Below are 3588 nucleotides of genomic sequence, written 5' to 3' on the forward strand. Positions count from 1 at the left end.
GCCACGCGGAGAGGATCTGTATCAACGCCCGGAGGGTGCAGGCCATGCGACACACCGGCGTCGGGCACCATGACCCCAGGGCTATTGCGTTCTGGGGTAACTGCTGGTCACGGCGGTTATGAGGTCGTGTGAGCGGCGGTCGGCGCGTCGGTTGGCGCGGGCGATGTTAGCCTCGCCGTGGATGCGGTGCCAGCCGATTGCGGTGTTACGTAGGGTGGCCATGATGGCGGGTCCGGTGCCGGTGCGGGCCTGATGAAGATCTTCACGGAAAGTCACATCTCGCACGTGGTGGATCTGGTTTTCGATCAGCCATTCCGCTCTTGCCCATTTCTGCAGGTCAGCGGGTTGGGCGTCGGCGGCGGGTAGGGATGTGACCAGGTAGGCGGTCTCGCGGCTGGTCTTGCCGCCGCTGGTGCGGGTACGGGTGATCCGGACGGCTTGCTGGGCGTGTGAGAACGCGATCCCGCCCGGGGTGTGCAGGGTGACGGCTTTGACGGTCCGGGTCTCTTTGCGCCCGTGACCGCGGTCGCGGGTGCGGTCACCGACCGGGATCTGCGCCCAGGGAACAGCTTTGAGCTGGGCGAACAGGGTGGGCTGGTTACCCTTGGCCTGCAGTAGCAGATGTGCTCCACGGCCGGTGATCTGCTCGGCGTGGCCGGTCTGGGTATGCATGGCGTCGGCGACGAACAGGACATCGGTCAGACTGCCGAGCACGGCCTGCACGGCGTCGAGCAGTGGGGTGAAGGCGGGAATCTCGTTGCTCTTCGCCTCGACGGTGACCTGGGCCAGGACGATGCCGGTACGGGTGTCCAGCGCCGACAGCAGATGCGTCTGCCGGCCGTCGGGCAGGCGTGCGCCACGCAGGGTCTTACCGTCCACGGCGATCACCGTCCGGTAGCGGCGCGGCCGAGCGGCCACCGGTGGCGTCCGGGTGTGCAGCCAGCCGGCCAGAACCTTGCTGATCACAGTGGCGTCCAGGCGGATCAGCAGACGCCACACCGTGGTGCCGGCCGGCACGCCCCGGGTGAACCCGAGCCGCCGCTGGTCGGCCTCGTCCAGGTCGTACAGCCAGTCGGCGATCGCGGCGAACGACGTCGCGCCGGCCAGGACCGCGCAGACCGCGACGGTCAGCAACGCGGCCAGTGGATACCGCACCCCGTGCGGATTACGCGGGTCCGGGATCACGCTGACAGCGTCCAGGAGCCCACGACGTTCACCCTCGGTGATCGGCGGTGGCGGCGTCTCGCCGCTGGGGGTTGTCACAGTCAGTACGGAGATCAGGGATGATGACATCTGCGGGTGGAGTCCTCGGTGTCGTGCAGTCCTAGAGAAACTCCATGATCACCTTGAGGGCTTCACCCGCTTCAACCGCCTCCACACAGACCAATCACCCAGCATCATCCCAGCTCACCGGCTTGCCGAGCGAGAACGCAACGGCCCTGACCATGACCCCCATGGCGAAGATGCCCGACACCGTCAAGACCACCCTCGCCGACCGGGTAGAGACACACCAAGCCGCCCGCTGGCCTCAACTGACCCGCATGGTGGTGCGGTTCCGCAGCGACTACGCCTACATCGACGCCGACGACAACGGTGACATCTGGCCACTGTGCCGGCTGCGCTTCACCGGCACCGCCGACCAGTGGGGCTTCGCCATCCACCTGGCCAGCCGCGACGCCCATGAAGACTCGTTCCTGCCCAACGGCCAACCCACCGGAAGCCCCGAGGAGGCCATCGACTGCGCCTGCGGGCTCTACCTCGGCGACCCCACCGCCTGGTCCTGACCCCTCAAGAATTAACGCGGAGCTGCACTAGCGTGTGCCAAAGTCCTCGGTCGAGCCGAGGCGGAGTCCAGGCGGCGGTCCGGCCAGGGGCTTTGACACACCCCTAGCCACGTCGCGGCAGCGTTGATCCTCTCGTCGGCCACGGCGCGACGGTCATCTGGCACCTCGTTCGTGAGGACTCCGGACCGAGGGAGTCTGGACGGGAACGGGTGACTGGGTGGCGTCGACCACCTGCTCGACCGGCCGGTCCGACCCGTCGCTGGCACCCCGTCGGACGCGGTTGAAGGCGTACAGCAGCCCGAGCGCGACGAGGATAATGGCGCTGCCGCCGGCCTCGCTCGCGGTGAGGCGCTCGCCCCGGACGACGAATCCCGTCGCCACCGCGACGATCGGCATGAGGTAGAAGGCGAGCGACGCTTGGATCGGACCGACCCGAGCGATCAGCCAATAGTTGATGACGAAGGCGGCCGCACTACCCAGGCCCAGTGCGATGACGGCGGCGATGACCGTGCCGGTGAGGTGGAGCGATGGTCCTCGCCCGGGGCCTTCCGTCACGGCCACCAGCGGCAGCAGGATCAGTGTTCCGGAGACCGCCTGCGCCGCGGCGAGCGACAGCTTCTCGCCCTTCACCACGATCAACAGCTTGGTGGCGTACGCGTAGGCGAGCGCGAAGCAGAGCGCCCCGGCCAGGCAGAGCGCTTGGCCGAGGTACGAGCCACCAGCGGTGTTCCACGGGGAGAGCACGACGGCGAGGCCACCGAAGCCGACCACGCTCGCCAGCAACTCCCCGGGCGAAGGCCGCACACGCAGCAGTAGCCAGACGACCGGAATGGTCAGCAGCGGCGTCGCACCACTGTAAACTCCGGCGAGGGCGCTCGTGACCCGCTGTTGACCGGCGGCGAACAACACCAATGGCACAGCCTGCCCGACCAGGCTCATCCCGGCGAGCAGGAGCCAGGTCCGGCGGCCCCGAGGCAGCGCAACGTGACGAAACCGGGCTAGCATCAGCAGGACGATTCCACCGAGAGCCATCCGGCCCAGCACGAGGCCAGTCGGACCGGTTCCCTCCAGAGCCAGCTCGACGAAGAGGAAGGCGGTCCCCCAGATGACCGCCAGGGAGATCAAGCCAGCAAGGTCGGCGGGGCGCACGTAAGGGCCTTTCCGGATTTCTGTGGACAGTCTTCGATGTCGGAGTGACGAACGCCGTCTGCGGACCGGATCCACGTCAGGACACCTTGCGAGGTGTGACGCCTGGTCCTTGCGCCATCATCGGCCCGTGCTTGAGGATGAAGTATCGGTACGCCGGGCGCGGTTGTGTTAGCCACAGTTCCCCCGTGTTGAAGAGGCGGAAGGGAGACCGGCAGACCCGGAAGGCCTGTCCGCTTCAGTCGCTGATTGGAGGTGCAGAGCCGAAAGGGGCAGTCACCTTCTTACGACGCTTGATCCTCATCCGGCACCCACTTCTGTGCGTAATCGGAAGCCGAATGCGCAGGAGGGCGCGCCTCGCACGACCCTACCAGTCGCATTCGCGAGCGACGACCCCTACCGGACAGGCGAATCATTCGGATTGACGGAGTGTGACCGGGCCGCCTGGGCGACAGGCGCCACCGCGTTGCGGCCGCAGGGCACAGAGCTGCCGGCGTCTGCCCACAGTGGTGTGGGCTGCCAGGCACCGCATGACGGCGTCCCGGATGTTGGGCGAGAAAGCCGCCCTGACCTCGGGTGGTACGTACGTATTCAGCTTGAGGTAGCCGTTTGAGGCAACCACGGCCCGGTGGTGAACAGCTGTTTGAGGACGTCGAGG

The 3588-nt window shown here is 67.3% G+C and carries 3 protein-coding genes; 1 reads left to right on the top strand and 2 read right to left on the bottom strand.

Annotated features, from left to right (window positions below; all coding sequences use genetic code 11):
• Window positions 1-81: 81 nt before the first annotated feature.
• A complete protein-coding gene (locus ACLQ24_RS28960; RefSeq protein ID WP_425894912.1) occupies window positions 82-1263 on the bottom strand; it encodes an ISAs1 family transposase in 1182 nt (393 codons plus the stop codon).
• 191 nt (window positions 1264-1454) lie between these two features.
• Between ACLQ24_RS28960 and ACLQ24_RS28965 the strand changes: the two genes are divergently transcribed.
• Window positions 1455-1784, top strand: coding sequence for a hypothetical protein (locus tag ACLQ24_RS28965; protein ID WP_425894913.1), 330 nt, complete (start codon window positions 1455-1457; stop codon window positions 1782-1784).
• Window positions 1785-1937: 153 nt separating this feature from the next.
• Here ACLQ24_RS28965 and ACLQ24_RS28970 read toward each other — a convergent pair whose 3' ends face one another.
• Entirely contained in the window at window positions 1938-2909 is a 972-nt protein-coding gene (locus tag ACLQ24_RS28970; protein WP_425894914.1) for a DMT family transporter, read from the bottom strand.
• Window positions 2910-3588: the final 679 nt, after the last annotated feature.

The organism is Micromonospora sp. DT4, from assembly GCF_049841675.1.
Taxonomy (GTDB): domain Bacteria; phylum Actinomycetota; class Actinomycetes; order Mycobacteriales; family Micromonosporaceae; genus Micromonospora.

What these genes read in the sequence shown, in the direction of transcription:
- ACLQ24_RS28965 (WP_425894913.1), top strand. Translation starts at nt 1,455, where the DNA reads ATGGCGAAGATGCCCGACACCGTCAAGACCACCCTCGCCGACCGGGTA.